General features: G+C 37.2%; 24 protein-coding genes and 3 pseudogenes. 4 read left to right on the top strand and 23 right to left on the bottom strand.

The genetic code is table 11. From position 1 onward, the window contains the following. Positions 1-44: 44 nt before the first annotated feature. From LDX58_RS03025 to LDX58_RS03000, 6 genes and pseudogenes are all read right to left on the bottom strand, one after another. Positions 45-1,904, bottom strand: a complete 1,860-nt coding sequence (locus LDX58_RS03025; RefSeq protein WP_227935356.1) for a beta-glucoside-specific PTS transporter subunit IIABC — start codon at positions 1,902-1,904, stop codon at positions 45-47. Positions 1,905-2,255: 351 nt separating this feature from the next. Continuing rightward, positions 2,256-3,089: a BglG family transcription antiterminator LicT gene (gene licT, locus LDX58_RS03020; protein WP_227935355.1), complete on the bottom strand. Its 834-nt coding sequence runs from the start codon at positions 3,087-3,089 to the stop codon at positions 2,256-2,258. 155 nt (positions 3,090-3,244) lie between these two features. Then, positions 3,245-3,997, bottom strand: a pseudogene (locus LDX58_RS03015) (Cof-type HAD-IIB family hydrolase). Between the two features lie 347 nt (positions 3,998-4,344). Further along, a complete protein-coding gene (locus LDX58_RS03010; protein ID WP_227935354.1) occupies positions 4,345-5,214 on the bottom strand; it encodes a Cof-type HAD-IIB family hydrolase in 870 nt (289 codons plus the stop codon). Positions 5,215-5,378: 164 nt separating this feature from the next. Next, a pseudogene (locus tag LDX58_RS03005) lies at positions 5,379-5,975 on the bottom strand (family 1 glycosylhydrolase); the annotation flags it as partial. Between the two features lie 69 nt (positions 5,976-6,044). After that, complete coding sequence (locus LDX58_RS03000) at positions 6,045-6,302, bottom strand: PTS glucose transporter subunit IIA (protein WP_227935353.1); 258 nt, start codon at positions 6,300-6,302, stop codon at positions 6,045-6,047. 178 nt (positions 6,303-6,480) lie between these two features. Between LDX58_RS03000 and LDX58_RS02995 the strand changes: the two genes are divergently transcribed. The 4 genes from LDX58_RS02995 (at position 6,481) to LDX58_RS02980 (ending at position 8,008) form a co-directional block, all read left to right on the top strand. Then, positions 6,481-6,675 carry a heavy-metal-associated domain-containing protein gene (locus tag LDX58_RS02995; RefSeq protein WP_227935352.1) on the top strand — a complete coding sequence of 65 codons (195 nt, stop codon included), beginning with the start codon at positions 6,481-6,483 and terminating at the stop codon, positions 6,673-6,675. Positions 6,676-6,778: 103 nt separating this feature from the next. Further along, entirely contained in the window at positions 6,779-6,979 is a 201-nt protein-coding gene (locus LDX58_RS02990; protein WP_227935351.1) for a hypothetical protein, read from the top strand. Between the two features lie 228 nt (positions 6,980-7,207). After that, on the top strand, positions 7,208-7,783 hold the full coding sequence (locus LDX58_RS26350; RefSeq protein ID WP_227935350.1) for a spore coat protein: 576 nt from the start codon (positions 7,208-7,210) through the stop codon (positions 7,781-7,783). Between the two features lie 78 nt (positions 7,784-7,861). Next, positions 7,862-8,008 carry a hypothetical protein gene (locus LDX58_RS02980; protein WP_227935349.1) on the top strand — a complete coding sequence of 49 codons (147 nt, stop codon included), beginning with the start codon at positions 7,862-7,864 and terminating at the stop codon, positions 8,006-8,008. 75 nt (positions 8,009-8,083) lie between these two features. Here the strand turns inward: LDX58_RS02980 and LDX58_RS02975 are convergent, their stop codons facing one another. The 17 genes and pseudogenes from LDX58_RS02975 to LDX58_RS02895 form a co-directional block, all read right to left on the bottom strand. Beyond that, complete coding sequence (locus LDX58_RS02975; RefSeq protein WP_227935348.1) at positions 8,084-8,947, bottom strand: MBL fold metallo-hydrolase; 864 nt, start codon at positions 8,945-8,947, stop codon at positions 8,084-8,086. Positions 8,948-9,225: 278 nt separating this feature from the next. Next, positions 9,226-9,375, bottom strand: coding sequence for a hypothetical protein (locus LDX58_RS02970; protein WP_227935347.1), 150 nt, complete (start codon positions 9,373-9,375; stop codon positions 9,226-9,228). Between the two features lie 118 nt (positions 9,376-9,493). Then, positions 9,494-9,878, bottom strand: a pseudogene (locus LDX58_RS02965) (VOC family protein). A gap of 170 nt (positions 9,879-10,048) precedes the next feature. After that, positions 10,049-11,464, bottom strand: a complete 1,416-nt coding sequence (locus LDX58_RS02960) for a Na+/H+ antiporter NhaC family protein (protein ID WP_227935346.1) — start codon at positions 11,462-11,464, stop codon at positions 10,049-10,051. 402 nt (positions 11,465-11,866) lie between these two features. Further along, the gene (glaH, locus tag LDX58_RS02955; RefSeq protein ID WP_227935345.1) at positions 11,867-12,802 is read right to left on the bottom strand and encodes a glutarate dioxygenase GlaH; all 936 of its coding nucleotides are present in this window, start codon (positions 12,800-12,802) and stop codon (positions 11,867-11,869) included. Between the two features lie 382 nt (positions 12,803-13,184). Next, positions 13,185-13,511: a DUF3870 domain-containing protein gene (locus tag LDX58_RS02950; RefSeq protein WP_227935344.1), complete on the bottom strand. Its 327-nt coding sequence runs from the start codon at positions 13,509-13,511 to the stop codon at positions 13,185-13,187. 32 nt (positions 13,512-13,543) lie between these two features. Further along, positions 13,544-14,758: an L-2-hydroxyglutarate dehydrogenase gene (lhgD, locus tag LDX58_RS02945; protein ID WP_227935343.1), complete on the bottom strand. Its 1,215-nt coding sequence runs from the start codon at positions 14,756-14,758 to the stop codon at positions 13,544-13,546. 251 nt (positions 14,759-15,009) lie between these two features. Beyond that, positions 15,010-17,112 (bottom strand): (Fe-S)-binding protein, encoded by a 2,103-nt coding sequence (locus tag LDX58_RS02940; protein ID WP_227935342.1) that lies wholly within the window; start codon positions 17,110-17,112, stop codon positions 15,010-15,012. A 172-nt stretch (positions 17,113-17,284) separates the two neighbouring features. Next, on the bottom strand, positions 17,285-18,262 hold the full coding sequence (locus LDX58_RS02935) for an electron transfer flavoprotein subunit alpha/FixB family protein (protein WP_227935341.1): 978 nt from the start codon (positions 18,260-18,262) through the stop codon (positions 17,285-17,287). A 14-nt stretch (positions 18,263-18,276) separates the two neighbouring features. Continuing rightward, complete coding sequence (locus LDX58_RS02930) at positions 18,277-19,047, bottom strand: electron transfer flavoprotein subunit beta/FixA family protein (RefSeq protein ID WP_227935340.1); 771 nt, start codon at positions 19,045-19,047, stop codon at positions 18,277-18,279. Positions 19,048-19,079: 32 nt separating this feature from the next. Further along, entirely contained in the window at positions 19,080-20,231 is a 1,152-nt protein-coding gene (locus LDX58_RS02925; protein ID WP_227935339.1) for an acyl-CoA dehydrogenase family protein, read from the bottom strand. 59 nt (positions 20,232-20,290) lie between these two features. Next, the gene (locus tag LDX58_RS02920; protein WP_227935338.1) at positions 20,291-21,136 is read right to left on the bottom strand and encodes a 3-hydroxyacyl-CoA dehydrogenase family protein; all 846 of its coding nucleotides are present in this window, start codon (positions 21,134-21,136) and stop codon (positions 20,291-20,293) included. A gap of 95 nt (positions 21,137-21,231) precedes the next feature. Beyond that, positions 21,232-22,572, bottom strand: a complete 1,341-nt coding sequence (locus tag LDX58_RS02915; RefSeq protein ID WP_227935337.1) for a hypothetical protein — start codon at positions 22,570-22,572, stop codon at positions 21,232-21,234. Positions 22,573-23,072: 500 nt separating this feature from the next. After that, the gene (locus tag LDX58_RS02910) at positions 23,073-23,834 is read right to left on the bottom strand and encodes an SDR family NAD(P)-dependent oxidoreductase (RefSeq protein WP_227935336.1); all 762 of its coding nucleotides are present in this window, start codon (positions 23,832-23,834) and stop codon (positions 23,073-23,075) included. Further along, positions 23,831-24,250, bottom strand: coding sequence for a PaaI family thioesterase (locus LDX58_RS02905; protein ID WP_227935335.1), 420 nt, complete (start codon positions 24,248-24,250; stop codon positions 23,831-23,833). Before LDX58_RS02905 ends, LDX58_RS02910 begins: the two co-directional genes overlap by 4 nt. A gap of 2 nt (positions 24,251-24,252) precedes the next feature. After that, the gene (locus LDX58_RS02900) at positions 24,253-25,032 is read right to left on the bottom strand and encodes an enoyl-CoA hydratase/isomerase family protein (RefSeq protein WP_227935334.1); all 780 of its coding nucleotides are present in this window, start codon (positions 25,030-25,032) and stop codon (positions 24,253-24,255) included. Positions 25,033-25,054: 22 nt separating this feature from the next. Next, positions 25,055-26,242: a thiolase family protein gene (locus LDX58_RS02895; protein WP_227935333.1), complete on the bottom strand. Its 1,188-nt coding sequence runs from the start codon at positions 26,240-26,242 to the stop codon at positions 25,055-25,057. Between the last annotated feature and the right edge of the window lie 11 nt (positions 26,243-26,253).

Raw genomic sequence — 26,253 nt, 5'->3', positions numbered from 1 at the left:
TTCACCTCATAATTTTTTTGTTAGGGGAAACAATCCCCCTTTTATTAACTAAGTGTTAAAACAGCTTCTTTACTATTTACTAAACCATCTTTTAAAGGCTTTATCGTTTGATAGTTTCCTGTATTCGTGACAATAATCGGAGTAATCAGGTCATAACCAGCTGCTGTAATAGCTGCCATGTCAAAGCTTAAAAGTGGATCACCAACTTTTACTATATCTCCATCCTTCACGTGTGCAGTGAAGTGTTCTCCATCTAAGCGAACCGTGTCAATACCAACATGGATTAAGATCTCAGCTCCATTTTCACTTGTAATACCAATTGCGTGTTTCGTTTTGAAAACCGTTGTAATCGTTCCTGATACAGGTGCAACAACTTCACCTTCTATTGGTAAAATAGAAATTCCTTTTCCCATTACTTCACTTGAAAACGTTGCATCGTTTACTTCACTTAAGCTTTTCACTTCACCTTTTAAAGGACTGTAAATCGTTTCTGCTGTTACTACCGTAGCTCCAACTTCTTTGTTGGCTACTGCAGCTTCTTCCACAACTTCTTCTTCTTCTTCATTCTCTACATCAGTAAAGCTCAAAATATAAGTAACAACTGCTGCTACGATGAAAGGAATTGGCAACCCTAATACTGCTAGTAAGAAGGTGTCTCCAATGAAAGAAGCAATACCTGGTAAACCTACATTTCCACCTAGAATATAGTACTTTACTCCAACTGCGCTGTAGTAGGCTCCCCCTACTGCTCCACCAATTAAAGCAGCGATAAACGGCTTTTTCATACGCATGTTTACCCCGTACATCGCTGGTTCTGTAACACCCATCACAGCTGTAATACTTGTTGTCATCGCAAGTGATTTAAACGTCTTATTTTTTGAACGTAGTGCCACTCCAAACGCAGCCCCCGCTTGCCCCATATTAGCCATAAACATAGATGGAAGGATCACATCATACCCTTTTGTGGTCAAGTTGTTCATTACTACTGGTAAGAATGCATAATGCATACCTGTCATGATGATTAAGGACCAAGTCCCTCCCAGAATTGCTCCTGCGAGAATTCCTGCATTGTCAAATAGTGCTCCAACTCCTACTGACAACATATTACCAATGATTGTTCCAAGTGGTCCTACTGCAATCAAAGTGACTGGAACAATAATTAACATTGTTAATGTGGGAACCAATATTAGCTTGAACATACTTGGTATAATTCTGTCAATCCAATTCTCTACATAAGAGGCAAGCCATATTGCTAACAGAATCGGTATAACAGAAGAAGCATAGGTGACAGCGGTTACAGGCAAGCCTAAAAACGCCACCTTTTCACCAGAACTAAATAGTGTTGTAATCGTTGGATGCAATAGCGCTGCTGCGATTGCCGCCGCTACATATACATTGCTTCCAAACTTTCTAGCTGCACTTACTGCAAGTAAGATCGGTAGGAAATAGAAAGCACCGTCTCCAATTGCATTTAGAATCACATAAACTTGACTCTCAGCTGTCAGCCATCCCATTGAAGCCGCAATAGCAAGTAAACCTTTGATCATACCTGCTCCAGCAATAGCCGGAAGAATTGGTGTAAATGTTCCCGAGATTACATCAAAAATAGCACTGATTGCATTTTTGCTTTTCCCTGATTTTTGATTACCTTCTGTTTTAATCGAGCTATTGTCTAAAATTGCTTGGTATACCTTTGGTACATCGTTTCCGATAATGATTTGGAATTGATCCCCACTGATATTAGTTCCCATCACACCAGGTACTTTTTCGATCTTTTTTCTATCGACGATTTGATTATCTTTTAAGTTAAAACGTAATCTTGTCATACAGTGGATTACGTTCTGTATATTTGCTTCTCCGCCTACTAGCTCAAGAATGTCTTTTGCTGTTTTTTGATAGTCCATTGTCAATGCCTCCTTTTTTGGGTAAAAAAATAACCTGAGAAGAGAATAAGGTAGAAATTCATGCACCTTTTCTCTTCTCAGGTTTTGCCTGCCTAACCAGTAACAATCCTGAATTTAGTATTAAATTTTAAAGAATACACCTTCTGGTTCATTCTGCGGCTTTACCGTCCGGATCGGAGAAGCTCCACTGGAATTATAGCAACAAAAAAACCTAAATTGCACACCAAGAGTTAGGTGACAATTTAGGTTTTGCCTGCTTTACCAGTAACAACCCTAAAGATTTAAGGTGTATTAATTTATGAGCTAATCATAGCATGGTCTAAAAATGTTGTCAACGCTTTCACCAAAAAATCAATTCCGATTTACGACCCGTTCAATATGAATTGTTAAATAAAGCTTTTCTTCCTTCGTTAACTCATACTCATATTTTTTTGAAACAAAATCAGCAATTTTTTCAGTACACTCCACTGCTTCTTTATATTTTTCTTTTATTGTTTGGTAAAGGAAATCATCTTCATCAGAGTAATAGTTTTGACTGAACATTCGTTGGGCAAAGAATTTTAAATGTGTTATAAATCGAAAATAATTAAGTGAATCTTCATCAAAATCAATTTTAAAGTGATACTTTACAACGTTTAAAACCTCTTGAATGACCTTCGTAATATTCGCAATGTTTGGCATTTCTTCGTTTAATTCAGCATTAATAATATGCATCGCAATAAAACCAGCTTCATCTTCAGGGAGGGTTATATTTAATTTATTCTTAATGATGTCTAATGCTCTTTTACCAATCGCGAATTCGTCCTTATAAAGCTTCTTAATTTCCCAAAGTAAGGCGTTTTTTATATCCATCCCTTTTTGGTGTCTTTGAACAGCAAAATGGATGTGATCTGTTAGAGAAACATAAATACTCTCGTTCAACTTTTTCCCCAAAACATCCTTCGCATTATGAATAATTTCATCAGAGATTTCCATGTATTCTAAAGGAACTTCGTATAGAAGGGTCTTAAACCTTTCTGAAACATCTATATTTTCTAATGTAAATACTTTCTCTATTAGCGATTCATCAACAGGCTCTCCCGGCTTCTTTTTAAAAGCAAGCCCCCTTCCCATTACAACCATTTCTTTCTGTTGTTCGTTTAGTACACTAATAACATTGTTGTTAATGACTTTGTGAATTTTCATATACAAAACCTCTTTTTAAAATATTGCCGAACTATATTAATTAAAAGAATAACTTTAAAGCTTTCATAAGTGAATCTAATTTTTCATCAAGTTTTAATCATTCTTCTATATTTTGGCTTCTAAAGATATCTTTCATGCTTTTAAATCTAATTCATTTATACCATTTGAAGACCATGGAAAATCCCATCTTCCTCAACTGATTTGGTAACATATTTTGCGACATCTTATAAGTTATTTTCTGCATTCCCCATTGCGACACTATTTTTTACAGTTGAAAGCATTTCCACATCATTCAGCCCATCTCCAAATGCATATTGACGTTCTTCTGAAAATCCTAGTTTTTGAACAATCTGCTCAATACCTTTTGCTTTGGAACCTCCCCTAGGAAGAACATCGACTGAAACAGGATGCCACCTCACAAAATCAAAGTCTTGAAATTGTTGTTCATATTGTTTCTCTTGCCCTTCTGGACAAAATAGAAGAGTTTGGTACAATTCACGTCCTTTGTAATAATGCGGATCATGTGTAGGAAAACGCTTGATTTTCAAGGTTTCAATGCTTTCCTTTATGTAGGCATGTTCGGGAACATTTGCCCTCATGTCCTCATGATCCATAAAGACAACAGGTATGATTGTTAATAAGAGTTGCTGCTGTTAACTTTTCTAGTGATGAAATCTTTAATGGATTGGTATAGAGAACTTCCCCATTTAGCACAACATATTGACAGTTATAACTAACGTACGTATTTATATCCAATTCCTTTCGTAAATCCTCATACATAAAAGGAGCCCTTCCTCAATGGATACTACATGTCCATTTTCCTTTAATGAAAAAACGGCTTCTTTTGTTGAAAGAGGCAATTCTTTATCATGAGTAAGCAATGTTCCGTCTATATCACATCGTTCCACGTTAAATTAACGGGAAACAGTGTCTGATGCTCCAGCCATCCTTGCTAATCCTTTAATGTTTGTCATATGGTCACTTGTTTAATACTCGAATTGTCATGATTACACTTTAACAAAATGTGCCTATTATTTATAATAAATTTATCTTCTTATTGTTCGGTTGAACGATGGTCATGATCACTCTCTTTTTGCCGGACAGAAAATCAACAGGAGAAACCGTTGAAAAAAGTCGGAAAGGACAAGTATAATAAACCCTTTTTAATATAGAAAACTTCTAAAAGCAAGTAGTTTAACATAAAAGGTTCCTGTCCCCGGTACTTTTAAGCAATTGGGGGCAGGAACCTTAGCCGTTATTTTTGTAAATGATTATTTAACATTTCTTCTATTGCAAAGGCTACGCCGTGATCGGTATTTGTTTTCGTCGTAAAGTCCGCTAACGCTTTAATTTCCTCTTCTGCATTTCCCATTGCGACACCTAGGCCGGCCATTTTTAACATCGTCTCATCATTAAAATTGTCCCCTAGACTCATCACATCAGCCATTTCAACTCCTATATGGTCAGCAAAGTAACTTAATGCTATTCCCTTTTGGGCTTCTGGGTCATTAAACTCCAGATTTCTGCTTGCTGAAGAGGTAGTAATTAGTCCTTCCATAGGAGCTAATGTAGCTCTAATCGATTCGAGCGGCTCCTGCTGTTTGGAAAAAGCAAGCATTTTATAAACTTCCACTTCTTCGTTATCGATCACTTCTTGAAAGTCATTTACTACCTGTACATTTTCTTCCTCAAAACGTTTCCGGGCAAATTGCAGAATCGTTTTTTTATCCATAGTAGGATTAGCTGTTTGAAAAATATCAATAATTACTTGTGTAAAGCGTTCATAACTTGTGGAATAGGGACATTCATTTGTGAAAACTTCCAAATAGAGGTTATCTTCTAAGACCTTAGAGAGAACCTGCTCGGCAATACTTTTTGATAACGGAGATTTTTTAATCAGCTTTCCCTCTTCGGAATAAATTGCTGCTCCGTTAAAACAAATGACCGGACAAGTGATGCCGACATCCTGAAGGGGCTTGCGGGCATACTCGTGCGATCTTCCTGATACGACAACAAATGTGATTCCTTGTTGCTGCGCGCGTTTTATGGCAGCAGCATTTTCAGAACTAACTTCACCAACTTCATTTAATAGGGTCCCGTCTAAATCAGATGCAATAAGTTTCATTTCATTTTCTCCCTCCATTTGACAACAAAAACACAAATCTTTTTCTTAACTTTTAAAAAAAACCAAAGAACAAGGGATTATCCTTATTCTTTGGAAACAAAAAATTAGTCTAATTTTTCCCCGTTGCTAGCAATGACTTCCTCATACCAATAAAGCTCTTCTTTTTCTTGAAAAACAAGGCCAGCGCCGACAAACGGCAAGTGCAGCAACATATTAATTTCATTAAAAGTCATCCAGTACTTCACTTTTTCTTTATAACGCGCTAATATTGTTTTTGCATACGTTTCAAAAAACGTGACGAGCTTTCGGTTTCTCCAACTTCCATATTTCTCAATTAGATTGACCGGAACATCGAAGTGAGCAATCGTTACGACCGGCTCGATGCCATGCTTCAACATTTCATCAAACAAGCGGTCGTAAAAAGCAAGCCCTGCTTCGTTTGGCACAACGTCATCCCCGTTCGGATAAATCCTTGACCAGGCAATCGAGACCCGTAGCGCCTTAAACCCCATTTCCGCCAGAAGGGCGATATCCTCTTTGTAACGATAGTAAAAATCAATTGCTTCATGAGAAGGATAAAATTCCCCTTCGATAGGAGTTAATTGATCGATATTCCCAAACATAATATCCCAACGCTTTTTTCCTGTCGGGAGTAAATCGACAAGGGTTAATTCTTTCCCGTCTTCCAAGTAAGCACCTTCTACTTGATTGGCAGCAAGGGCCCCGCCCCATAAAAAGTTTTCTGGAAATTGATTTGCCAAATATCCCCCTTCTAATATGTAGGACCGAGAAGAGGACTGTATTGCCCGTCCCCTTCTCTTTCGTTTCGTTTATTTTACCACTGTCATTAAATAATCTCCCGACTTAACCTCTTGATCAGTCGTGAAAATCAGTTTATGTTCACCTGGATTTGTGATCAGAACTGGCGTGCTTAAATCGAAGCCTGCCTCTTTAACTTTATCGATATCAAATTCTGTTAAAAGCTGTCCCTTTCTGATCCGATCCCCTTGCTTAACGTGTGCCGTAAAGTATACTTCCATTGTAAAGGATTTTTTTATGTCTAAAACAGCTAATAATTGAAGATTCAAAGGATTTCAAATCTTCAATTATTATTAATGCAACACTAGTGACATTTTATATACTAAAAAACTATCTTGTCATCCTTATTCTCACATATGTCGCTTTTTTATAAAACAAACTTGGTTTAAAATAAAATACTTTAGAGAAAATAAAGATGTCTACATCTTCAGGAGGGAAATTTAATCTATGACACAAGAAACCATTTTTGTGAAAGATGCAACAACTATCAAGCCCATTCAACAAATCGAACAAAGTCTGACTCAATTAAAAGGAATTGAAAGAGTTCTAGTGGACACAGCTGATGGAGAAGTGAAGATTGAATTTGATAGTGACAAAATTACAAGAGAACAAATTGTTCAAACCTTACAACGACTAGAATAACCAAGTGTCTTTGGGATATTGAGAACCTATAATCCCTATCAAATGATCGGATAAATCTTTAAGATCCACTTAAAAAATTAGCTGTATTAAGGTGGTGATAGAAATGAATAAGGAGACCAAAGTTGCTAATGAACTTCAAAAAATGTTAACACAAAATGAAGTCCCCATTTCAGTTCAAGAAGATATTAATCAAATCTCAGATAGTTTAGTAAATGGACTTGTTTCACTTAATGAATTGCAAAAAGAAGATCAGTTTGTTGTTGAAGTTATTCAAAAGGCAATGACTAAGATCGAAGGAAGCTAAGTTCTTAAAAAATAGTAGAAATATTAATTAATCGCTAAGCAACGCTAATGATGTTGCTTTTTTTATTCTAATATTAAGCTTTTACATTATTTAACTATAATTTAAATTAGATCAAAACATTTAATTATTACTAGATGGTTTCAAATTATATTTTAGTGTATGTAAAAATCCTCTGCACATAAACTAATTTGGGGTCATACCTAATTATTCTTTTTGGAGGAATGAAATGTGAATTTAGCAGCACATGAACTTTTAGAAACACAAGAAGCCTTGAGAACGAAAGCAGCAGAGATTGAACAACATGGTTTATTTGCTAACCAATGTAGAGATCAACGCTTAAAAGGAATTTTAGCAAAGCATCAACAGCAAATGATTACTGCCTACCAACAAGGAGTTAACCTTATGCAAGGCAGAGGAGCTCAATTGACTCATCAAACTCCAAACTTCTATACTCAAAATGTAAACCCTAATGCTCATCATCAAGTGTCGATGTCAGCCCCAATGATGAATACACAAACTTTATCAGATCAAACAATGGCAACTTTAGCTCTAAATACTCATAAATCAGGCTCGGTAATGGGAATGCAGTGGGCAAACGAGTGCGTAGATCCACAAATCCGAATGTACCATGTGAATGGTGCTAATTTATGTCAAGAGATGGCCTACGAAATCTGGACTTGGATGAATCAAAATGGATATTACCAACCACAAAATTTCAACAATGCACAAACCACCCAAATGATGAACATGTTTCAACCAATGGACATGCCAAGACAAAATACAAACACGCAAAATTTAATGTGAGTAGTCTATTTAAGTGCAATTAGAGTAGGATAAAAAATTGCTCTTGATGAAATTATTAAAAGGTGGGAGGTAGGCGAATTGAACACCAACGAACAAGGATTATCTGAAAAAAAAATAAAAAGAAACTCTTACGAAATAGAGCCAAACACAAAAGAATCTAAACAGCTAAAACAAGCCCCTAAGCCACATAGCTACGGTGGACAAATAACGGAAGATATGGAGTAACAGACTCCAAATTAAATAAATTCCAAAAAGGAAAAGTCAATATGACTTTTCCTTTTTTGGATACTTATTAAAACTCTAATGTTTAATATCTTTATTAACGAACTTACCGTAGTCAGGGATCGCAATTTTGTCAAAATCACGAGAAAGCATTTGTAAATTCATTTTCAATATTTCACCTGTCATAGGCAATCCATGTCCTGTTACTGCAACAGAAGGATTTAAGGCCTCTAACTTTTTAACGGAATCCCAGGCGGCTTCCCAATCTGGTGTAAGATACCTCGGCGGACCACTTATTTCCTGCTCTTGTGTTAAGACAGAGTAGAGAGATTCTTGCTTAACCGTAACAAATGCATCTCCTGCTATAAGCGCGCGATCTTCCTTTCTAAATAATGAAACATGACCCGGAGTATGACCTGGTGTATGAATCCAACGGAAATCCGGCATATGAGGAACGCCCCCATCAGAAGGAAGTCTTTCTACTTTATTTCCTAAATTGATCGGTTCGTTTGGAAACATCGGTGACATCTTTGCCACCATTCCTCCTTCAACGGTTGGGTCAGGATCTGGATAGGCCATTTTCCCCGTTAAGAACGGGAACTCGAATTCATGGGCATAGACCCGAACATTCCAATGCTCGACTAATTCAAGAATTGACCCTACATGATCGAAGTGTCCATGAGTTAGAATAATGGCTTTTGGTCGACTGTTTTTTCCAAAACGTTCTTCCGTAGTAGAAATGATTTCATTTGCCGATTTTGGTGTACCAGCGTCAACTAAAACAAAATCCTCACTCTTCGGATCACCTACTAACATAATATTGACAATTTGCACATTGTAACAAAATAAATCAGGAAGTACCTCTAATCCAACTCCACTTGTTGCAGATGTTGCAGGGATTGGTTTGTAATCACTACCATATGATAATACTTCTTTTTCCATTTGCCATCCTCATTTCCTCAATTAACATAGCCAGACACTTATAATATCAACTACTTTTTTTGAAATATGTTATTGAAGTTCATTTAAGTTTGCTGCTTAGGATGTGGATTAACTAAGGAAAATAGTTAATCATAAAGCTTCATATTTACTACCTTAGTGTGAATACCAGATGCGCAAAACCTTCGATACATAGTTCGTTCCTCTACTTTAATTACTCTTTAACTTGACGTATTTTCCCCTTAAAACACCGTTAACCGTGCTCTTTTCTTTTTTAAAAGTTATTCTTCTACTTGAAAATCCCCTTCGTTTCTTGGTTGATTGTTGTTACGATTGGAATTTTGTTCCTGTTCTTTTGTTGTCTGTCTAATTATTTCTGTTTTAGTACCAAGAGTTTGTTGATAAGATACCTGTCTATTATTTTCTGACATCCTTTTCACCTCCTCTTATTAATAAATTCCCCATTTCAAGGTAAATTTAGCCTGACAGAGACTCATATTAACAACAAAAAAAACCCAAGAATTCCTCCTGGAGTACAATGTAAACATGTTATTTCCCTCTCTCAAAGAACTCAATCCACTCACCATCTGGTCCGTGAAAGAAAAAGTATCTCGATCCATTCGGCAACGTAGTAATGTCTTCATCAATTAGATTCACAGCAGGGTTTCTAATTCTTTTAACCTCTTCCTCGATGTCATCGACGGTAATCGCAAAATGGTGGACTTTCCCTTCAATTGGTAAATCATCATTATAGCCTTGAATTAATTCAAGTTCTGTTTCCCTTTCCTTATTAAAACCAAGGAAAGCAAGTCGCATGTGCCCATCGGAATGGACCAAGGGTCAACTGCATACCGACAATGTCTTGGTAAAACTGAGTCGACGTTTCAAGATCTTTTACCATTACCCCCACATGTTCCATTTTTTTCTTAGCCATTTTACTCCCTCTTTCTTTTTAAAAATCAACTAAACTTCGTATTAGTAAAGCTAGATAGTACTATACCCTCTACGTCATTATGTACACACGTACCTTCCGTATCAATAGAGTAAATGGGCAAGTCTTTTAACTTCCCCTATCATGTATACTTTTTCCTACCGCTATATACCTTAGAATAGAAACGTCACAGCTGCATACATCACCGTCGTTATCCCTGCTGCAATTAATGCCGGTTTCAATTTATATTTTGCGTACTCGATCACTGAAAGCCCTAAAATTTTGGCAATTGTATTCGTATCATCACTTAAAGGGGAGGCAAACGCCCCAAACGAACCACTTGCAAAGACTGCACCTATTACTAATGGAAGAGACACATCACCAACAGTTGCAAGAGATATCCCAAGTGGCATTAAAATCCCCCATGTCCCCCAGGCAGAACCAATAAAATACGAAACCACGGCCCCAAATATAAAGATGAGGGGTGCGATGAACATTTGCGGAATCCACCCTGAATGCGCTGTAACAAAAGCTGAGAACCCTAAGTCATCCGTAATAGAAGAGAGCCCCCACACAATTGATAAAAGCAAGATGACGGACATTAGTTCATTTCCGCCAGCAATAAAACCTGAAATCAATTCTTCAAGTTTAAATCGCTGAATCAGATAAAATCCAATAGAGAGTAGAACCGTTATCAGGAGCGCAACAACCATCGCATCTAGTACTTCCGCTTTAATAAAAGCTTCAAAGAAACCAAATCCTTTAACATGCCCACCCCACCAGGTTAAAAATAACGTCAGACCAATGACCAAAATCAATGGCAGTAGAAGATTCATTGGTTTTATCGGTAACTCTTTTGAGACACCTGGGTGGCAATCATGCCAGTCGTCTTCCTCTTCAACTGTTTGCTCATCAATCTGCACCGGCGCAGTTGATTTGGTTTTAGAATGGTGAAAAAAGCTTAAATAGATCCCCAACAAAATAATGACGATTGAAAAAAAGTTAAAAGGAATGCTTTGTATAAAAAGCGAGTAAGGGTCAAACTCAATTCCTTGATTTTCAGTCGCTATTTGGATAATGGAGACCATATAACCGACGAAAGCAGTGGCCACAGGAATCAGCACAATAATCGGAGTTGCCGTTGTCTCGATCACAAAGCCGAGCTCGGCCGTCGTCATTTTTACCTTCTTAAGCAATGCTCTCATAATCGGAGCAATGGTAACAAAGCGGAACGTTGGAGCTGCAAACGTCCCGATCGTCGACACATATGTTAGAACGAGGGCTTGTTTTCTTGTTTGAATTTTTTCTGCTGCCTTCTCAACAAATCCCCTAATTCCACCAGTCATCTTAATCATCCCTACCAGTCCGGAAAAAGCATATAAAAAGACAATAATTTTAATATTATTTGTATCAATGAGCGCTTGTACAACGTAGACAAACAACGCTTGTACACCGCCAAAAATGGTAGGCTCCATAATATAAGACCCAACTAGCAACCCTAAAAAGAGGGCCGGGAGCACTTGTTTCGTATATACTGCCACTGGGATCACCACTAAAAATGGGATAATCGAAAGCCAACTTGATTCCATCTTCAATCACCTATCTTGAATCCGACTTTTGTTAAAAAATTCATGTGTTCTTATCTTGTGATAGAGCTGGAATATTATACTTGGGGTTATCATTCAGGGTGAGTTACTTTGATGCGAGTTAAGATGAAGCTTCCTCTATGATCCTAAGTTAGCTGAAGCTTTTATTTAGAGCTCAAACTGCAGTTGTCTTTTGCTTTATGCGAATTATTGAATATATTAGCGAAGACTCTTATATAACTGTGAAAAATTTCCTTTTTCTACTCTACCAAGTTCTTCAGGTGCTATCAGCACAAAATATACATGTTATCAATCAATAATATATAATCACCTCTAAGAATCTCAAACAAAAAAGCGTACTGCAGAGAAAACTCTCTAGAGTACACTTTGGCTTTGTCCTTTAGATTAATAACGCGTAAAACTTCCTCGCTGACGTAGTAATTCACGATCTAAGTTTGGATCCTTTTCAAAAGCCGCGCGTCCGTGTAACCAGAATAAGTTGTTAAGCATCACTAAATCACCAACAGGTAATTTAAGCTCAATTACATTGTTATCACTTTCTAATGACTCTGATAGATCATGTAAATATTTTGCCTGCTCAATACTATTTGGGTAAACAAATTGATCAATAAAACAGATACATGGTTTATTATTATAATTAAAGAATGGAGCTCTTGTAACATCTTCCTGAACATTCTTACTCGCTGGTGCTTTATACGTAAATTCATAAGAACCCAATGGATGTTTATAAAACTTATCAAGTTCCGCCCAGTCATCTAGATGCAGTAAACGCGATTCACCACCTCGTGCATTTTCTTCATGCATCTTCATCATTAGCAACCAATCTGTACGTTCTTCCACAAATGTCCCATCTGTGTGCATCGTAAATAACCGATAGGCTTGTCGTAAATAAGAATCACTATTATCTGTATCTTTCACCGTAAACCTAGCATAATATTTACCCGACATTGCATCAAAATTAGGTGTTCCAATAAGGTGAGTTAAGGCAGTTGAAAACAACACATAATTCTCTTTATCCTTCGTTTCACCTTGAACCCCAATTGTAAATCCGCCAGATTCTCGATCATTAAGGATATTGCGAACTAACGATGTAAAAGATGTACCAAGTAATTGCTGCAGTTGGCCAGCAACAATGTGACGCATATAAGGTACATATTCAAGCGCTTGTGTAGATACATCTTTATTTAACTTTAAGAATTGTTGGACAATCCCTTGCTTAATCTCAATATGATATAGGCGATTGCTTTGCGGGTGCTGTTTCACCTCATAGCTTTCTGTTATTTGTACAAACCTACTTGTTTTTTCTACTATCATACTCATTTCAAATTCCTCCTAATGTTTTCTTTTTAGGAACAATAAATATTGTTAAGGGGAATAAAACATAAAAAGCCAGTTATATTATAGCGCACCCTTAAAAAGGGTACTCCTTATAATATAACTGGCTTCTATTACTTTACTGCTCTAAGGTTGTTAGAGTCATAGTAAATATTACAGTTATGCACATATATTTTATTCGTTCTTTAACAATACTTTTCATGAAATTACTCACGAATTCGAAAGAGGTCATCTTCCTAAGGTGAATATATTTGGTTAATTCCTACTTATAATCATATCTTACTGGCCCGAAAAAATCAACACATTATTTGAAGATTTCAAATTCCTTGGTGTGTTAATTTCTGCCCCATACAAAGGGATTTTAGTATTAATAAACCTCATTTCTATATTGCTGAAAATGCACATGTAAATCTTTAAATGCAGCAATTAAAGCATTAGTGGCTTTTCCTCTGTAATTATCAGTAATTAATTTCGTAGCATATTCCATGTCTTCATTAAGACTGATTCCTTTAAGAATATGACCGATAAACGCTCGCGCCTGATCCGTAGCTAATGTACAAGAAGCCTCAACAATAACTCCATACTTTCTATCTACTTCCGCTGTAATTGTTAGTGTATCAAATACACTTTTTGCTGCCATCCCTTGAGGCAGTCGTGCATGTCCCGCAATAAGCAGCGTATTAGGATTCACCATTCCTATTCCTACCTCTCTCAACTAACGATTATTTAAGAAATAATGACTGATCTCAAATGCTGTTGTACTGGAATTCGTTCTACCACTGCTTTGCCAATTTCAATAGACGCTGTTGCAGCAGGCGAGGGGGCATTACAAACATGTACACTTTTTTTTCCGATAATAATTTCGAAATCATCAACTAAACTTCCATCAGACCTCAATGCTTGCGCTCTTACTCCAGACGGCCCAATAACTAAATCTTCTTCTTTCACTTCCGGAATTAACTCTTGTAAACTAGCAACAAATCTCTTTTTACTAACTGAGCGGACCATTTCTCCAATGCCTTCCTTCATATACTTACTCGCAAGTTTCCAAAATCCTCCGTAACTCATTACTTCTGAGAAATCTTTTAAATTAAAGTCTACTTTACGATATCCTTCGCGTTTAAAGCTTAATACAGCATTAGGTCCTGCATCCACCTCTCCATCAACCATTCGTGTAAAATGAACACCCAAAAAAGGAAAGTTTGGATTAGGAACAGGGTAAATAAGATCTTTAACTAGATATCTTTTTTCAGGCTTTAATTTATAATACTCACCTCGAAATGGAACAATCTTCATATCCGTTTTATAACCTGCCAGCTGTGCGATCCGATCACTTTGAAGACCTGCACAGTTAATCATCAGATGTGCATGAATCGTTTGATTGCTCGTTTCGATGACGACTTCATCTGCGGTTTCAGTGATTTTTTTCACCTCAGCTCCTAATTGAATTTCTCCACCTTTCACTTGGATCATTTCAGCTATTCTTTCACTAACTTGCTTATAATTAACAATACCAGCCATTGGTACAAGAATGCCCGCTATTCCATTTACAAAAGGCTCTTTTTCCTTTAATTCTTCTGAAGTTATTTTTCTAATCTTCAATTCATTTTCAAGACCTCTTTTATATAAATGATCCAGCATAGGAAGTTCTGCTTCCTTTGTTGCAACAATAACTTTTCCACATATGTCATGTTCAATGTCATACTTCTTACAAAATTCGGTCATCGACTGACTCCCTTTACGAGCGAATCGTGCTTTAAAGCTACCTGGCTTATAATAAATTCCTGAATGAATGACACCGCTGTTATGACCCGTTTGATGCTTTGCGACTTGATTCTCTTTGTCTAAAATGATAATTTTTGCATTAGGATAGCGTTCATATAATGCTAGACCTGTAGAAAGGCCTACTATTCCTCCACCCACGATTGCGAAATCATACATAAAGCCACCTCCAAAGTATTTGAATTTCTACCCTTACCTCGAGTCTGATCTTATGAGAATACGAGTTTTGAAGAATAAAGACTGACATTGATTAAGTTTGTGATTAAACTGTTATCACAGACTTTATAATCCTTAAACTTAATAAATAATTGAAAGCCCATAAATAGGGCAACAAAATGCGATGTTGCCCTATTACAAGTTGCATTATCGTTGAGATAACTTACATTAACTTACAGCTTCCTGATCTACCTTTACGCTAATTCAACTTCTTGTTTTTGAATCAACGATTGTTCTAAAATTTCAACTAAATCCAGTGTTTGAACCTCTTCTTCGACTTCTTTCGCTTTGGCTCCATCACTTAGCATCGTTAAGCAATACGGACAACCGCTTCCAATTACAGATGGCTGTACTTCAAGCGCTTGCTCTGTCCGAGCTACGTTAATGCGCTGACCAGCATCTTCTTCCATCCACATCATTCCGCCACCGGCACCACAGCACATGCCGTCCTCGCGACTTCGTTTCATTTCCACAATTTCAACGCCAGGAATGGCTCGTAAAATTTCACGTGGTGGTTCATATACTTCGTTGTACCTGCCAAGATAACAAGAATCGTGGTAAACAATTTTCTCTTTCACTTCATACTTTGGTTGAATACGCCCCTCATTAATGAGCTTTGCTAAGAGTTCGGTATGGTGATAGACTTTTACTCCTTCAAGGCCAAATTCAGGGTATTCATTTTTAAACGTATTATAAGCATGCGGATCAATCGTGACAATTTTTTTTATGTTGTGTTTTTGGAAGAGTTCAATATTCGCTGCTGCAAGCTCTTGGAATAAAAACTCATTTCCAAGTCGTCTCGGTGTATCGCCCGAATTCTTTTCTTTATTACCAATAATTGCAAAAGTAACACCAGCTTCGTTCATTACTTTCGCAAATGATTGAGCAATTTTTTGACTTCGCTTATCATACGAACCCATCGATCCGGCAAAGAAAAGGAATTCAAATTCTTCTCCAACCTTCTCCATTTCTTTAACAGTAGGTACGTGAATATCATCACGACCTTCACGCCAATTTTCACGCTCTTTACGGCTAATTCCCCATGGATTTCCTTGACGCTCAATGTTCGTCATCGCTCGTTGTGCGTCCGAATCCATTTTCCCTTCTGTTAAAACAAGATAACGGCGCATATCAATGATTTTATCAACGTGTTCATTCATAACAGGACATTGGTCTTCACAGTTACGACAAGTCGTACACGCCCAAATTTCCTCTTCTGTAATAACATCTCCTATTAAGCTTACATCATATCCAGCTGCGGCTTCCTGTCCCGCAGCTCCGCGCATCGCCAGTTGATTCGCTTTCGTGTTTGAGAACGCAAACTCCGGAAGCCATGCTGATTTTGAAGTGACCGCAGCCCCTTTTTCAGTGAGGTGATCACGCATTTTGACAATTAAGTCCATAGGTGACAGCATCTTTCCTGATCCTGTTGCCGGACACATATTCGTACAGCGTCCACACTCGACACAAGCATATAAATCAACCAATTGCTTCTGGTTAAAGTCTTCAATTTTATTCACACCAAACACTTCTTGACTTTCATCTTCAAAATTAATTGAAGACAATTGACCAACTTTATGTGTCCGTCCTAAAAAGACGTTTACTGGGCCAGCAATTAAGTGGGCGTGTTTAGATTGTGGTACATAAACGAGAAATGTTAGCAAAAATAATAAATGTAACCACCAAAACAGAAAGAATAGTCCGCTTGCTACAGCAGGAGAAACAAAGCTAAATCCAGCGGCAATCCCCGACGCAATCGGTTCAAACCCACTTAAGGATTTGTCTAACCAAATGATTTCCATTCCTTTTGCTAACAGCTTTGAGGTCATTAATCCCCCAATAAAAACCAGGACGAGCCCTGATTTCCACCCACGCTTTAAGCGGACGAGTTTTTCAATATAACGACGGTGAAAGGCCCAGACAACAGCGACCAATATCATCAATACAACAATTTCTTGAAAAAAAGTAAAAAATGAATACAATGGTCCGAGTGGCAAGTGTGAGCCAATCGCTATCCCTTTCCAAATTAAATCAATTGCTCCAAGTTGAACAAGTAAAAATCCATAGAAGAACATCAGATGAATGATTCCACTTTTCTTGTCCTTCATCACTTTCTTTTGTCCGAATACATTGACCCAGATTGCATTCATACGCTCTTTCATTGTATGGTTAAAATCCGCTTTTTTTCCAAGTTTAATGTATTGGTACCTCGTCAGTACGAGCCTAACAAATAAAGAAACTGCATAAGCAGCGACAGCTAAGAATAACAGAGTATTTATTAATATTAACGTGTTCATCATAAACCTCTTTTCTAGTTCAAGTTTTGATTATGAACTACTACTAGGTAAAATTGGTGCCTATTTTTTACTTTTTACTAAGAAAAAGTGATCTGTTTGCAGGAAATAAAACGATTGGACAAAAAAGGAGTTTGAGAATCCTTTTTTGTCCAAGGTTTACTTTAATACATGGTTAGTTTGTAACAAGCGACTTTTTTAGTTCTTCCGTCAAAATCGGGAGAATTTCAAACAAATCTCCTACAATTCCATAATCGGCTACTTCAAAAATGGGAGCCTCAGGATCTTTATTAATTGCGACAATGACTTTTGAATTAGACATCCCTGCTAAATGTTGGATTGCCCCAGAAATACCTATCGCAAAATAAAGATCAGGTGTTACGACTTTCCCTGTTTGGCCAATCTGCAGCCCGTAGTCACAATAATCAGCATCACAAGCCCCACGCGACGCCCCAACAGCTCCTCCTAATAGATCAGCGAGTTCTTGTAGTGGTTCAAAACCTTCTTTGCCTTTAACTCCACGTCCTCCTGCAACAATAACATTTGCCTCTGACAAATCTACACCACCAGTTGCCTTGCAAACGATGTTACGAATGATTGTGCGTAAATTTGTAATTTCAACTTTTATGACTGAAACTTCTCCACTGCGAGAAGAATCTTGGTCTAGTGCAGCAATATTATTTGGTCGAATCGTTGCAAAGATGATGCCTCCATTCACTTTTTTCTTTTCAAATGCCTTACCTGAATAGATAGGACGAGTAAATACAGCCTCTCCACCATCTAATTCAACTGAAACAGCATCCGAAATTAGCCCGGCATTTAGCTTCATGGCAAGTCTTGGAGCAAGGTCTTTTCCAATAGCAGTATGACCAAGTATTACACCTTCTGGACTTTCTACGTCAAAAACTTGTAAGACCGCTTGTTGAAACGCATCTGTCGTGTAACTGTTTAAGTCTGTATGATTTACAATAACAACACGATCGGCTCCATATTGAATAAACATTTCAGATAAACCACTAACTTTATCACCTAAAAGTACACCTACAACTTCTCCGCCATTTGATACGGTCTTTGCAGCAGCAACTGCTTCATAAGACACGTTACGTAATTCACCGTCTCGTACTTCACCGATCACTAAAACTTTTTTTGCCATGATAATCCCTCCTATTAAATAACTTTCGCTTCTGATTTTAGTAATGATACAAGCTCTTGTACTTGTGCTTCTGGTTCGCCTTCAAGGACTTTTCCAGCTTGTTTTGCGGACGGAAGGTAAATTTCTATAGTTGTTGTTTTTGCTTCTACATCTTCTTCGTCCAAGTCCAAATCATCTAAATCGAGTGTTTCTAAAGGTTTTTTCTTCGCTTTCATAATTCCCGGTAAAGATGGATAGCGCGGCTCATTTAACCCTTGCTGAGCAGTAATTAAAACAGGAAGGGCCACCTCAACCGTTTCTTCATCACCTTCGACATCTCTAACGATCGTTGCCTTACGGTCTTCAATAGTTAATTTTGTAATTGTTGTCACTTGTGGGATATTTAATAATTCAGCGACTCGTGGACCAACTTGACCTGAGCCACCATCGACCGCTACATTTCCTGCTAAGATAATATCAATCTCTTGGTCTTTTAAATACGTTGCAAGAAGAGTAGCTGTTGAAAACTGATCTAGTTCATCAATGTCTTCACTATCTAATAAAACTGCTTTATCAGCTCCCATTGCTAATGCCGTACGAAGCTCTTTCTCGGCTTCTTCTTCTCCAACAGTTACAACTGTAACTTCCCCTTCATGCTCGTCACGAAGAACAATTGCTTCTTCAATCGCATATTCATCGTAAGGGTTGATAATATACTCAGCGCCACTCCCATCAATGCTTCCTTCGCTGATCGTGATTTTCTCTTCTGTATCAAACGTTCGTTTCATGATGACAAAAATATTCATTTTCATCTCTCCTTTTCATCTAATAGAGTTTTTTACTGTTTTACTTCTCTAGCTAATTCAGAGGCAATAATATTACGTTGGATCTCGGATGTACCTTCGTAAATCGTTGTAATTCTAGCATCACGATAATAGCGCTCGATCGGATATTCCTTCATATAACCAATTCCTCCGTGAATCTGAACAGCGATATCTGCAATACGATTATAAACTTCTGAACCATACAACTTGGCAATTGCCGCTTCTTTAACAACACGTTGTTTTTGATCTGTCATCCACGCTACACGGTATGTAAGGGAGCGCAAGGCTTCTATCTCCATAGAAATATTGGCAAGCTTATGTTGAATGACTTGCTGTTCATAGATTGGTTTCCCAAACTGTTCTCTCTCAAATACATAATCAAGACAGTGTTCTAGCAGCCTTTCACAAGAACCTAGATTACGAGCAGCTAAACCCGCTCTTCCATTTGCAAGAATTTTCAATGCATTAATATAGCCTTTTCCTTCTTCACCTAATACATTTTCTACCGGAACTTCCATATCCTCAAAGAATAATTCCACAGAATGCGAACCACGAAGCCCCATTTTTTCTTCAACCGCTCCAACTTTAAAACCTGGGAAGTCTTTCTCAACAATAAAAGACGTAATCCCTTTCGCGCCTTTTTCAGGATCTGTCATCGCCATTACTGTAAATACATGCCCATCAAGACCATTGGTAATATAGTGTTTTGACCCATTTATAATATATTTATCGCCTTTTCTCTCGGTTCTTGTTTTCAAATTAGCAGCATTCGATCCCGCACTTGGTTCTGTCAAGGCAAAAGCACCAATCCATTCTCCTGTAGCCATCTTAGGTAGGTACTTTTGTTTTTGTTCTTCTGTCCCAAGCTCTACTATTCCTACACTACCAATCCCTGAATGAGCTCCGACTAGTGTTGTATAACCGTTATGTGTTTTTCCAATTTCCTCATAAATTGCACATTTTCCAACCATATCCAATCCAAGTCCACCGTACTCTTCTGGAATACTTAAACCAAAAAGCCCCATATCTCTAGTCATCTTTTTGATTCTTTCAGGAATTTGATCTGTTTCTTCAATTTCCATAGCTGCACTTTCTACTTCTTCTCTAATAAATTTCCTAACACCTTTTCTAAGCAATTCAATATCTTCAGAAAAACTAAAATCCATTTGATTCACACTCTCCCATTCTAATATTTACATCTCATAATTTTTTAAGGGCTTACATTTTAGTTATATTGATAAAACCCTGAACCTGTTTTTCTTCCTAGCTTCCCAGCTTTTACATATTTAACTAACAGCGGACATGGACGATACTTTTCACCTAATGTTTTATGAAGATACTCCATGTTGCGCAGTCTTGTATCTAAACCTACTAAATCAGCCAGTTCAAGTGGCCCCATTGGGTGATTTAATCCAAGTTTCATAGATTTATCTATATCCTCTGCAGAAGCTACCCCCTCCATCAGAAGATTCATTGCCTCGTTCCCGATTAAGCAATTCATTCTACTTGTTACAAAACCAGGAAATTCATTCACTTCTACCGTTTCCTTTTGCATTTGCCTCCCAACTTGTTCGGCTAGTTTGAACGTTTCTACTGATGTATCTAGACCTTTTACAATTTCGATTAGCTTCATTTTATGAACTGGATTAAAGAAGTGCATGGTGATTACTTTATCTGGACGAGATGTTTGAGCACCAATTTCAGTCGGGCTCATGGTAGACGTATTAGTTGCAAAAATGGTATGTGGTGAACACAACTTATCTAGTTCCTTAAATATTTGCACTTTCAACTCCATTAATTCAAGTACAGCTTCGATTACAAGATCTGCTTCTTTTACACAAATTTCAAGGTCCGTAGAAAATGTTAGGTTATTTAGTGCTTTTTTAACATCACCTTCTTCAATGAAGCCTCTTTCAGCACTCTTTCTCAATTCATTCTCGATATAATTGTTAGCTTGAGCTAACGAATCTGAATTAATATCGTTTACATGAACCTGAAAACCATTAAGGGCACAAACATAGGCTATACCTCTTCCCATAACTCCCGAACCTATGACAGCTATATTCTTCATTTATCTCACTCCTTAGATAAGTAGCTATTTGACTACTCAATGATTTACTTTGTTTAATCGTGTCGATTTAAAGTAGTGAACACTCATTTCTCTTACTACAACCAGTTCAAAACAAAATTTGTGATATAAATTGAAAGTGTATAAACCATAATAATGACCCATGTGAAAGTTCCGTTCCATCTTATCGCAACATCCCTATATACCTTGTCTAACAAATTAGACAAAATCACATTAACCGCTGAAATAGGAGAAATAATCGTTGCCGTCGTCCAAGCACACATTAACGTTAAAGCAAAAGCAACTGGATGAATTCCAACATCAAAAACAACAACACTTGTTGCAATAGCACTTATTGTTACGATCTGATGAATTCCTACCATAGCTAACAATGAAGTAAATATGATAATCGAAAATATTAATAATAAAATGGAAATATTACCCAAAAGCACTATAGCACTATTTATCCACTCACCTAAGGTGGTTTTTGAAATAACCGAACCAAAAAATCCAGCCGTCAGAAATAAAACGATTTCATTTGCACTTTGATAAACAGAATTTTTCCTGTATGTATTTAATCTTGTGAGAAATGGTTTTAATGATTTTAAATAAAGGCTCCATAAGAGAGTTAATATAAAAGCTCCTATCGTTACATTAATAACCATCTTTAGTTCGAATATAAAATCGAGCAAAAAAACAATTAAAAAAAACAGAAAAAAGATAATTAATAACTCATAAATTTTGCGCAAATTAATAGAAGGTTTCTCCTCTGAAGTCCATTCAATATGTTTCGAATCTCTCAAAAATAATAGATTACTTACTAGAAGGTGAATGAGTGCTACTACTAAAGCTACTGGTAAATATGAATACAAAGGGACATTCACAAGGTGCAGCACTAGTAAAAGAGAAGCAAAGAAAGGTGACCACATAATGGTGACCGTAAAGCCCCTCATGTAACTTTTAGCTAAGAATTCATTGGGTAGTTTTAATTTTTTTAACAGGTCATCCATTAATCTAATTGTTCCCATATTTATAATTGGACCGATAAGAAAGAAAAGTCCTGTGATTGATAAAAATAGTTTCCTTGGACTACTACTATATCGTTTAATAAAGAAACCAATATGTTCATCGTACTTCCCTATCCCTATCGGAAAAGACAACATAGGAACGATAACTAGCAACACGATTAATGGTAAATTGACAATTACACTTTCTTCCCAATTCTCAACATTCCCACTACTAATCATTACAATTATCCCTATCAAAAGCATGGATGAGCTTATTGCTTTAGAAAATCCATTTAACTTTGAAAGAAGTAAAAGAACAACGATAAGTGTGAGAAATCCTAAAATTCTTTCCCCGTATGGAAAAGCAAAGAAGGTATGGATCAAAAACGTAATTACTAGGACCCAGATAGATCCGCTTCTTATGGATTCCACATCTTGCCTCCGTTAATCAGTTCTTCTATCGAATATTCTTTAATTCCTACTAAAGATATTACGCTGAATTTCTAAGGTTTCTACGTCAAATACGTAGATCGTAGAAATAACATGCACTGGGTAATCTTTTAAATAACGCTGCCATAATTTGTACCCCCATATCATTTTTCTTGTTACACCTTTTAATAATGCAATTCGCATGCCAACTTTATTTCTAAAGGTATTTTTTTATATATTTTTATAATCCTTATACTAGCGCCTTTTACGAATGTAAACGGTCTATTTATCATTTTGAAAATCGTATATAAAATGAGGAATCGATATAATCTAATTCAATTATGCATCATTTAATTCGTCAGTGAATTTTCATGAAAACGACGAGATAGTATCTCTGAAATATCCTTTATAAACGTAGTAGATAATACGAATTTGTATCATAACTAAATAAAAGGGGTGTTCCAAAAGATAAAAACCTTTGGAATACCCCTTTTAAATATTTATTACGTTCTTGGTCCTCCAGCTACATATAACACTTGACCGCTAACAAATGACGATGCTTCTAGTGCAAAAAACAATGCAGCATTTGCTATGTCAGCTGGTTTTCCAGTTCTACCTACAGGAATTGTATTCTTATTTCTTTCTATCAGATCTTCAAAGTCGAGGCCTAACCTTTTTGCTGTTGCCTTTGTCATCTCTGTTTCAATAAAACCAGGTGCTATGGCATTAACCGTAATGCCATACCTTCCAAGTTCAATCGCTAGTGTTTTTGTGAATCCTTGAATGCCAGCTTTTGCTGTTGAATAATTCGCTTGGCCCCTCTTCCCGAGTGCAGAGGTAGAAGAAATATTGATAATTCTTCCATATTGTTCACGTACCATGTATTTTTGAGCAATTTGACTGCAAAAATAACTTCCTTTTACGTGTACATTCATGACAGTATCCCAATCTTCTTCCGTCATTTTAAAAAATAGGTTATCTCGTATGACACCTGCATTATTCACCAATATATCCATATTCCCATGTTTATTAGCTATTTGTTGAAACGTATCATCTATTTTTTCTTTATCACAAACATTCACTTTAAACGTCGCTATCTCTAACCCATCGTTTGCAAACTCTTCTTTTGTTTCATTAAGAGCTTTTTCATCCAAATCAATGATATAAACGGTTGCTCTTTGAGAAGAAAACGTTCTTGCTATCTCCTTGCCAATCCCTTTACTACCGCCTGTTATTAAAGCTACTCTTCCATCTAGTAAATTCAACGTTCCACCTTCTTTTGTGAAATCACTTTAAATACTCCTACACCTTTTGAAACTAAAACACCTTGTGATGTTCGAATCTCTCCTTCAACGGTTAAAATTTTATGTCCTTGTTGGATAATCGTAGCAGTTGCATAAATTTCACCCTCTGAAATAGCAGATAAGTAATGGATGTTCAAATTTAACGTTACGCAGTCCGTTTTCGTTTTTGCTCGAACTGCCATACCCGTTATATTATCAAGCATTGACGCTTGAATTCCCCCATGTAAGGTTCCATTCACATTTAAGGCATGATCTGTAATTTTTAATTTTAATGCTACCTTTTCTTCTGTAAACTCTTCAACCTCAAATCCAAGATGTTTCATAAATCTACTAGACTCAATCTTCGTTTTCATATCATTTAAAGTTAATGTTGTCATTTTTATTTACCCTGAAAATTCGGACTTCGCTTCTCAAGAAAGGCAGCAGTCCCTTCTCTTTTATCTTCAGAAGAAAACAATATCGCTTGAGCGAGCTTTTCGATCATTAAACCAGTTTTCATATCTGTTTCTGTTCCTTGGTTAACAGAAAGTTTTGCCAGCCTTACTGCTAACGGACCTTTTGCTAAAATTTTAGCAGCCGTTTCTTGAACGTTTTCTAGTAGATTTTCAGAATGGACAACTTCTGAAACTAACCCAATACGATAGGCTTCCTCTGCAGTAATTACCTTACCAGTTAGTATCAGTTCCATCGCTTTTCCTTTTCCTACGAGCCGAGCTAATCGTTGTGTCCCTCCAGCTCCTGGAATGATCGATAAATTTAATTCTGGCAATCCAAATTTTGCATTCAAAGAGGCTATTCGGATATCGCAAGCCATCGCTAACTCACATCCTCCACCAAGAGCAAAACCATTAACCATCGCTATTGTTGGTTTCTCATACGCTTCAATGAGATCGTATACTTCCTGCATTCCGCCAGATCTAAATGCATCAATCATATTTTTTTCCTTAAGTTGTGCAATATCTGCACCTGCAGCGAAGGATTTCTCTCCTTTTCCAGTAAAGACCAGACACCCTACTTCACTATCTTCTCTTAGTTGATTAAGTGCGATCACAAATTCTTCTAATGTTTCTTTATTCAGAGCATTCCGTACCTCAGGACGATTAATCGTAATAAAGCCAATCTGGTCTTTAATTAAAACTTCAATATTAGAAAACGACAATTTTCCCACCCCTTTTACTAGATTAATAAGAAGCACTTCTTTCTAATGCAAGAGCGATACCTTGACCACCGCCAATACAAGCAGTCACCAAGCCTCGATCTACATTTCTTCGTTTCATTTCATATACAAGCTTTGTTACTAGCATGGAACCTGTTGCTGCTATAGGATGACCATGGGCTATCGCCCCCCCGTTAACATTCACCTTTTCCATGTCAAGTTCTAATTCACGGTTACAAGCAATAACTTGAGCCGCAAACGCTTCGTTTAATTCAATTAAATCAAAGTCAGCAAGCAACATACCTGTTTTCTCTAGCAACTTTCGCACTGCTGGAACTGGACCAATTCCCATAACGTTTGGATCAACACCAGCAACTGTCCATTCTGTTACTTTCGCTAAAATTTCTAATCCTTTTTCTTTTGCAAGTTCGGCACTCATCATCACGATTGCAGATGCACCATCATTTACGCCTGATGAGTTCCCAGCTGTAACACTTCCATCCTTTTTAAAAACAGGTTTTAACTTGGCTAGGCCTTCTATTGTTGAATTTGCACGAGGATGTTCATCAGCCTCAAATAAATACGGGCCTTTTTTTCCAGATAGTTGAATCGGGACAATTTGTTCGTCAAAATAACCATTTTCCATTGCATGCTGCATGTTAAGCTGGCTTCTAAGAGCAAACTCATCCTGTTCTTCTCTTGTAACATTATATTTTTTAACTAAGTTTTCAGCTGTAATACCCATTCCAGGATCACCGATAAAGTCTGGTGAAAGTCTTCTCTTTACAAATTGAGGAGGCATGCGGTCGTATGGCCGTTGTTGAGGTGCAAGCAAGTAAGGGGAGCGTGTCATACTCTCGGTTCCCCCTGCTAGAAAAACCTCTCTTGGGTTTAACTTCACTCTGTCAGCTGCAAGCCCTACACTATTCATTCCAGACCCACACTGCCTATCAATAGTAAGTCCTGGTACGGATATAGGCAGGCCCGCTTGCAACAATGTCAACCTAGCTATGTTTCCTCCGCCTGATAAGCAATTGCCAAAGATGACGTCACTAATCTCTTCTCCATTTAGGTTTGCCCTTTTCATTGCTTCTTGAATAACGGCTGCACCGTACTCTGATGGGTCCATCGTTGCCAGAGAGCCTCCTTGCTTGGCAATTGGCGTTCTTACTGCTGATACAATTACTGCGTCTGTCATACGTTCCCTCCTCATATACGTGGCTA

Source organism: Alkalihalobacillus deserti, from assembly GCF_020734105.1.
GTDB lineage: Bacteria > Bacillota > Bacilli > Bacillales > Bacillaceae_D > Halalkalibacter > Halalkalibacter deserti.
Note: the sequence above shows the minus strand (reverse complement) of the source record. Positions and strands in the feature narration are given on the sequence as shown.

Excerpts from the sequence above, each read along its gene's own strand:
- LDX58_RS02975 (WP_227935348.1), bottom strand. The coding sequence starts at position 8,947 with ATGGAAAAAGAAGTATTATCATATGGTAGTGATTACAAACCAATCCCT.
- licT (WP_227935355.1), bottom strand. The coding sequence starts at position 3,089 with ATGAAAATTCACAAAGTCATTAACAACAATGTTATTAGTGTACTAAAC.
- LDX58_RS02935 (WP_227935341.1), bottom strand. The coding sequence starts at position 18,262 with ATGGCAAAAAAAGTTTTAGTGATCGGTGAAGTACGAGACGGTGAATTA.
- glaH (WP_227935345.1), bottom strand. The coding sequence starts at position 12,802 with ATGAGTATGATAGTAGAAAAAACAAGTAGGTTTGTACAAATAACAGAA.
- LDX58_RS03025 (WP_227935356.1), bottom strand. The coding sequence starts at position 1,904 with ATGGACTATCAAAAAACAGCAAAAGACATTCTTGAGCTAGTAGGCGGA.
- LDX58_RS02940 (WP_227935342.1), bottom strand. The coding sequence starts at position 17,112 with ATGAACACGTTAATATTAATAAATACTCTGTTATTCTTAGCTGTCGCT.
- LDX58_RS02920 (WP_227935338.1), bottom strand. The coding sequence starts at position 21,136 with ATGAAGAATATAGCTGTCATAGGTTCGGGAGTTATGGGAAGAGGTATA.
- LDX58_RS02895 (WP_227935333.1), bottom strand. The coding sequence starts at position 26,242 with ATGAGGAGGGAACGTATGACAGACGCAGTAATTGTATCAGCAGTAAGA.
- LDX58_RS02930 (WP_227935340.1), bottom strand. The coding sequence starts at position 19,047 with ATGAATATTTTTGTCATCATGAAACGAACGTTTGATACAGAAGAGAAA.
- LDX58_RS03010 (WP_227935354.1), bottom strand. The coding sequence starts at position 5,214 with ATGAAACTTATTGCATCTGATTTAGACGGGACCCTATTAAATGAAGTT.
- LDX58_RS02925 (WP_227935339.1), bottom strand. The coding sequence starts at position 20,231 with ATGGATTTTAGTTTTTCTGAAGATATTGAATTGCTTAGAAAAGGTGTT.
- LDX58_RS02950 (WP_227935344.1), bottom strand. The coding sequence starts at position 13,511 with ATGGTGAATCCTAATACGCTGCTTATTGCGGGACATGCACGACTGCCT.
- LDX58_RS02905 (WP_227935335.1), bottom strand. The coding sequence starts at position 24,250 with ATGACAACATTAACTTTAAATGATATGAAAACGAAGATTGAGTCTAGT.
- LDX58_RS02995 (WP_227935352.1), top strand. The coding sequence starts at position 6,481 with ATGACACAAGAAACCATTTTTGTGAAAGATGCAACAACTATCAAGCCC.
- LDX58_RS02960 (WP_227935346.1), bottom strand. The coding sequence starts at position 11,464 with ATGGAATCAAGTTGGCTTTCGATTATCCCATTTTTAGTGGTGATCCCA.
- LDX58_RS02990 (WP_227935351.1), top strand. The coding sequence starts at position 6,779 with ATGAATAAGGAGACCAAAGTTGCTAATGAACTTCAAAAAATGTTAACA.
- LDX58_RS02970 (WP_227935347.1), bottom strand. The coding sequence starts at position 9,375 with ATGTCAGAAAATAATAGACAGGTATCTTATCAACAAACTCTTGGTACT.
- lhgD (WP_227935343.1), bottom strand. The coding sequence starts at position 14,758 with ATGTATGATTTCGCAATCGTGGGTGGAGGAATAGTAGGCCTTTCTACA.